Origin of the sequence: Moorena sp. SIO4E2 (assembly GCF_010671945.1) — a bacterium.
GTDB lineage: Bacteria > Cyanobacteriota > Cyanobacteriia > Cyanobacteriales > Coleofasciculaceae > Moorena > Moorena producens.
In genome coordinates this window covers 1-5,967 of record NZ_JAAHIE010000084.1, presented here as the reverse complement: position 1 = coordinate 5,967, position 5,967 = coordinate 1, and the positions used below count along the sequence as shown (strand labels likewise).

5 protein-coding genes are annotated in these 5,967 nt (G+C 44.6%); 3 read left to right on the top strand and 2 right to left on the bottom strand.

All coding sequences use genetic code 11. The annotated features are described in order from the left end of the window. Positions 1 to 271 precede the first annotated feature (271 nt). Both F6K37_RS12040 and F6K37_RS12035 read left to right on the top strand, forming a co-directional pair. Positions 272 to 1,936 (top strand): alpha-keto acid decarboxylase family protein, encoded by a 1,665-nt coding sequence (locus F6K37_RS12040; RefSeq protein WP_287250385.1) that lies wholly within the window; start codon positions 272 to 274, stop codon positions 1,934 to 1,936. A gap of 257 nt (positions 1,937 to 2,193) precedes the next feature. After that, positions 2,194 to 2,886 carry a response regulator transcription factor gene (locus F6K37_RS12035; RefSeq protein WP_287250383.1) on the top strand — a complete coding sequence of 231 codons (693 nt, stop codon included), beginning with the start codon at positions 2,194 to 2,196 and terminating at the stop codon, positions 2,884 to 2,886. Between the two features lie 68 nt (positions 2,887 to 2,954). On the opposite strand, the gene F6K37_RS12030 is transcribed toward F6K37_RS12035, so the two are convergent. After that, entirely contained in the window at positions 2,955 to 3,443 is a 489-nt protein-coding gene (locus tag F6K37_RS12030; protein ID WP_044492396.1) for a low molecular weight protein-tyrosine-phosphatase, read from the bottom strand. 268 nt (positions 3,444 to 3,711) lie between these two features. Here F6K37_RS12030 and F6K37_RS12025 point away from each other — a divergent pair, with 268 nt between their 5' ends. Next, on the top strand, positions 3,712 to 5,103 hold the full coding sequence (locus tag F6K37_RS12025) for an SGNH/GDSL hydrolase family protein (protein WP_229414348.1): 1,392 nt from the start codon (positions 3,712 to 3,714) through the stop codon (positions 5,101 to 5,103). A 112-nt stretch (positions 5,104 to 5,215) separates the two neighbouring features. Here the strand turns inward: F6K37_RS12025 and F6K37_RS12020 are convergent, their stop codons facing one another. Beyond that, positions 5,216 to 5,569: a YbaB/EbfC family nucleoid-associated protein gene (locus F6K37_RS12020; protein WP_008180753.1), complete on the bottom strand. Its 354-nt coding sequence runs from the start codon at positions 5,567 to 5,569 to the stop codon at positions 5,216 to 5,218. Between the last annotated feature and the right edge of the window lie 398 nt (positions 5,570 to 5,967).

Here is a 5,967-nt window from a genome sequence, read left to right as displayed (position 1 = left end):
AAAGTTTCTGCTGTATAAGCTAATAGACATTTGACCTTTTTTGTTGACAGTTGACTGTTAATCCTTGACAGCCAACTGTCAAATTTAAGGCTAGTTAACAAAAAAGACCTTGGGCTTCCCTTGTCAACCCAAGAAACTTGCTAGAATAAAAAGCATAAAAGGTTAGATTATATCTAAAATGTAACGTTTTTTACAAAAAATTAACGTTTTTTCAAATTTTGGTTAAAATGCTGGGCATAAAGGTAGCTTCATTAAAGAGGTCAGAGGTGCAATGGCTCAGTCTGATGTAGTAACTGTCGGTCAATACCTTACTCAACGCCTGCAAGCCGCTGGTGTCAAGCATATTTTTGGCGTAGTAGGAGATTACGTCCTGGGTCTGATGGATGTCTTGCTAGAGAGTTCTGTAGAGTTAATCTACACCTGTAACGAACTCAATGCCGGATATGCAGCTGATGCCTATGCCCGCCTTAATGGTGTTGGTGGGTTGTGCGTTACCTATAATGTCGGTGGACTCAGTCTAGTGAATGCTGTGGCTGGTGCCTACGCTGAGCTAGTCCCCTTGATCGTGATTAGTGGAGCGCCTAACAGTTCCCAGCGGCAGCAAAAGTTACTCCTACATCACACTGCCGGTAATTACAATCTACAGCTGGAAATTTTTGAAAAAATTACAGTGGCAGCCGTGAGGCTTACCAGCCCTAGTCAAGCGGCAAGGCAAATCGACCAGACCATTGCTGCTTGTTTGCGCCACCGGAGACCTGTATACATTGAAATTCCCTCAGACTTAGTCAATCAACCTTGTCCTGTTACTGGGGAGCGTGACCTGCCAGAAGCCCCAATTATAGATATCAACGCTTTATCAGAGGCAGTTGAAGAGGCGGTAAGTTTGCTAGAGCAATCCCAGCATCCCGTTATTATAGCTGGGGTTGAACTCCACCGCTACGGTATAGCAGACCAACTTACCAACCTGCTGGAGCAGACGGGATATCCCTTCGCTACCACTCTGTTAGGCAAGTCAATTCTCTCGGAAGGCCACCGACAATTCATTGGTAGTTATGCAGGAGCGTTCAGTCAGGAGTATGTACGCCAACGAGTTGAAACAGCCGACTGTATTTTATGCCTGGGTGCCTTCATGTCAGACATTAATCTGGGTGGTTTCACTGCCCAACTGCCGGAAGACCGATTAATTAACGCTAATTCTGACAAAGTTAAAATCAAACACCACTTCTATTCTCCAGTGTATCTACCGGATCTCATGGCTGGTCTAACTGCCAAACTTCAGAAGAAAAAATCTGATGTCTTGGATATCAAGCCAGCTATAGAGTCTTTGTCTAAACGCTTTGAGTCACAACCTGAGCAAAAGCTAACCAACGCCAGATTCTATGAGCGGATGACTCACTTTATTGATGATGAGTCAATCGTGATTGCTGAAACTGGTGATGCTTTAATTGCTACCGTTGATTTGGTACTCCAAGGAGACAGCGACTACATTGGACAGGCCCTTTACACATCTATAGGCTTCTCAGTTCCTGCCTGTCTAGGAGTCGGTTTGGCTGTTCCTAACCGTAGACCGGTTGTGTTTGTCGGTGATGGTGCCTTCCAGATGACCTGTCAGGAACTTTCTACGATTATTAGGCATCAACTTAACCCGATTATCTTCTTAATTAATAATGACGGGTACACTATTGAGCGAGCTATACATGAAGGCTCGTACAACAATATTCAACCTTGGAAATATCATCAGTTACCCCAGGTTTTTGGAAATAGCTGGAGTTGCCAAGTGCGTACTGAAGGTGAGCTAGAACAAGCCTTAGAACAAGCAAAAGTTAACCACAATAGTATCTCCTTTATCGAAGTTCATTTAGATCGCCTCGATTGCTCTGATGGTGTCAAGCGCTTGGGGAAAGCGTTAAGTGCTATGCAAGGATTATCAGAGTAGTAGCTGCTCTAGGCAAGAGGGGGGCTCACTGACTAATTAATCACAAGGGTGCAACTTTGCTGAAGCCTAAGGTATGTTGTTGTCTAGGTATCTATATTAATTTTACCAGGCAACTCCTATCTCCAGAAAGTTCTGACGGAGCTGGCGTCGCCTTTCGGCGACGCTACGCGAACGAAGTATTTTTGGTCACCAATTGAGCACCAGATGACCTAGCTTAGGAGTAGGTTTATTCTAAATGTCAGTACTATAGTTATCCCATGCCATTGATTATTCTGGTTGCAGATGACGACCTGGGCACTCGTCTGTCTGTAAGCGATTATCTGGAAATGTCAGGTTATTCAGTTATTACTGCTGAAAATGGTCAGCAAGCGCTGTCTATGATTGAGACTTATCACCCTCACCTTCTGGTTACAGATATTAATATGCCCCGAATAGATGGCTATGAACTGGTGAGAAAAGTGCGTCAGAAGCCCCCATTGCGGTTGTTACCTGTTGTATTTTTAACCGAACTCAATAGCACCAATCAACGCATCAAGGGTTATCAGTCTGGGTGTGATGTCTACCTAGCTAAGCCCTTTGAGATGCAAGAATTAGGTGCAGTCATTCAAAGTTTGCTAGTGCGATCGCAAGTGATTCATACGGAGTTACGATTCCCACCACAGACTACAAAAGAGCCGGTTGATAAACCGGCATCTAGATCAATCAACTCAGTAGATATTAATCATCAATCAGAGAATAATACCCAAGCTTATGCTCTACAGCTGACCGAGCGGGAACAGCAAGTATTGAATTTACTGGCTACAGGTTTATCCAATGTCGAAATCGGTAACCAATTATACCGGAGTCCAAGGACAATCGAGAAGCACGTTAGTAGTCTGTTCAGAAAAACTGATACGAGTAACCGAGCTGAACTCTTACGATTTGCCTTAGAACACCATTTAATCAAATGAATTAATCTAGTTAACCACCAATGGCAAAAAAGCTAAGTTCACCATTGGCAATTAGTACTTGGCAGTTTTTAGTTTTGCCTAGTCTTGGTGTAATTGTCAACAACGTGTTCCAGCAGACCTTCGCAAGCGTCTAGCAGTAAATCAATCACCTTATTAAAACCCTCTGGTCCACCGTAGTATGGATCGGGGACTGATCGCTCGGTGTGATGACTGGCAAAATCACACATTAGCCTTACTTTATCTTTATACTTCCCAGCTGGATCAAGAGAGATAATATCTTCGTAGTTTTGCTGATCCATAGCCAAAATCAGGTCAAATTCTTCCAAGTCAGACCGATTAAACTGCCGTGCTTTCCCCTGGAGTATAATCCCCCGACGTTTGGCAGCTGCTGTCATACGCCGATCCGGGGGAGAACCAATATGATAACTGGAAGTACCAGCGGAATCGCAGACAATTTGGTCAGAAAGATTTGCTTGTGCTATCAAGTGATTCATGATGTTCTCAGCTGAGGGAGAACGGCAGATATTACCAAGGCAGACAAAGAGTAAGGAGGGCATGAGTATATTAATTGGTCAACTACGAGCTGCGCCGTGTTAAGTTTAGCAACGAAATTGCTCTATGGGATAGTTGAACTGAGATCTTGCACCATTGTCATTAATCGTAGGGTGGGCAGTGCCTACCAACGTGGTTTGCAAGCTTGATTATCTGTCTGATGCACTGCCCACCCTACATGAACCAAGCGATGTCGCTTCATGGTTCAATGTCTAGGAACACAGTGATTTAAACACACCAACTTATAAAGGGATACCTCCTAATTTAACGGTTATGCAAGGAAGAGATTTAATATTTAAGTCGCGCCGTAGCCTTTACCGCAAGCGCCGCCGACGGTTTAACCTACTGACGATGCTCGCAGGGATAGTTCTAAGTTTGATGATTGTGGAATTGTTGGCTCGTTTCTTACTGGCTGCGGTCGGCAAAATTAATGAGATAGCTCCCTACAAGGGGGCACCCAGAGATTTCACTGTTTACCGTCCCAAGTTCGTTGACCAGACACAGCAGCTTTATGATGGATTACCAGACCTTGGTGATCTAGCTGTCCAACGGGATCTAGGTGTAGGTTACAGTTTATTGGGGAAGCAACAGAGCGATTTTTGGCGCATTAATGAGCAGGGCTTCCGGGACGACGACCCCGTTCCCTTGGTCAAACCCAAAAATGAAATTCGGATTTTTTTGTTAGGTGGCTCGACAGCTTTTGGTCAAGGGAATGCCAATAATCAAGTTACCATAGCCAGCTACTTAGAAGCTCGTCTCAATCAACGGATAACACAGCAAAGGCGTTCCCCACAGAAATACAGACCGATGACCTTACCCCCTTCTGAACCAGAATTAAAGCAAGCACTTGCTCTGCCGCCAAAGATTCGAGATGGTAAGTATCGTGTAATCAACGCCGCCGTACCAGGGTATACCTCTGGCAATGCACTAGCTCAGTTAGCTCTCAAGATTTTACCTTACAGTCCAGACGCAGTAATAGTGTTGGGTGGATACACAGACTTGATGACCCCCAGTGACCAAAATTTAACAGATATTCCTAACACAGAAGCCTTCTTGGAAAACGCGACTGGGCATTTTTGGACCTATCTCACCCAGCAGTTGAAGCATTTAGTTACAAAAACTTATCTCGCTAAAGCAATCACATACTGGGTCTTGCAGCCTCAGCCATCAGTGAGTCAGCGGTCTCTAGTGATGAGGGGGGACGTTATGCCACTGAAGAAGTATCTTCCTCAGAAATCCGATGAACTCGAACGTCGATTGACGCGCTATCGAAATAACCTCAGACATATGCTGCGTTTAACCGCAGGACAGGGAATTCCTTTACTAGTTGCTGTCCAACCAGAAATCACTGGTCGTGGCAACAACAAGATCAAACCAGCAGAGAAGGAAATTTTGCAGCAGTTAGGAAAAGTTTACCAAAAACAAGTGCAAGCCAATTATCCCAAATTGGTGGTAGCGGGTCAGCAACTGGAGAAAGGCTTTCCCAAAAATATCAAGGTTCTCAACTTGTACACAATTTATCAAAACTTTCCCGAACTCGCCTTTCATGATGCCATTCACTTGACAGAAGCAGCCAATATACACGTGGCTAAGAGCTTATATTATGGACTTACTTCACTGCCAAAGCTACAGGTAGCTTCGTTTTACTCAAATCTTGATCAATAGTCAGGTATTAATGGGATATTCGGCATGAGGTTTGGAACCATTTAAAATGATTAATTTCCTCATGCCTATAGTTTTTTCCTACGGAATCCCGAGTGGGGATTGACCGATGAAGTTATAAACCTGGTAAATTTAACCCACTGGTAAGTTCTTCCATGCGCTCCCGCATAGTGGCTGTGGAGGTCTCATAGGCATTTTTCATGGCTGCTAACACCAGTTCAGATAAAGCCTCAGCTCCTTGATTGATAGCATCCTCAGAAATCTCTACACGTAGGGGTTCCTGATTGCCACTGAGAAACACCTTCACCTTACCGTCTTCCCCTGATGTTCCCTCAATTTCCATTTGCTCCAACTGATCCTGGAGCTCTTTGGCACCCTTTTGAACTTCTTGAGCTTTTTTGAACGCTTCGGCTAGTTCTTTCATCTTGCCGAGACCGAGACCAAATCCTTTTCCTTTGTCTTGTGTCATAAAAAATCCCAGTTAATTGAACTCTCCCCGCTTTGAAAAGACGGGGATTCTGAGCGGATGTCGTTGCGCGGGTTAAAACCGCGCTTGGCGCGCTTTCCAATGGCGAATCAGATTCGCCATTGGAAAGCGCCTCTCCACGACGCTCACGGTCTGATATAGAAGTGAATCTAGTATACCGTTGCGGCAGATTCAAAACTGCCCTACCTCCCTGGCCGTAGGCCAGGCTACGCGAACGGATTAACAGAGAAGTTAACCTGTGGATTTACTTTTAATTTAAATAACTTTCGGAGTGGTTGTACCAAACAAATCAGGGCAATAAATCACTACTTTTTGCTGCATTACTTGCCTGTTCCATAGTCGTAGGATCAACCCCGTCTCTTACTGGCTGGAATCTCACC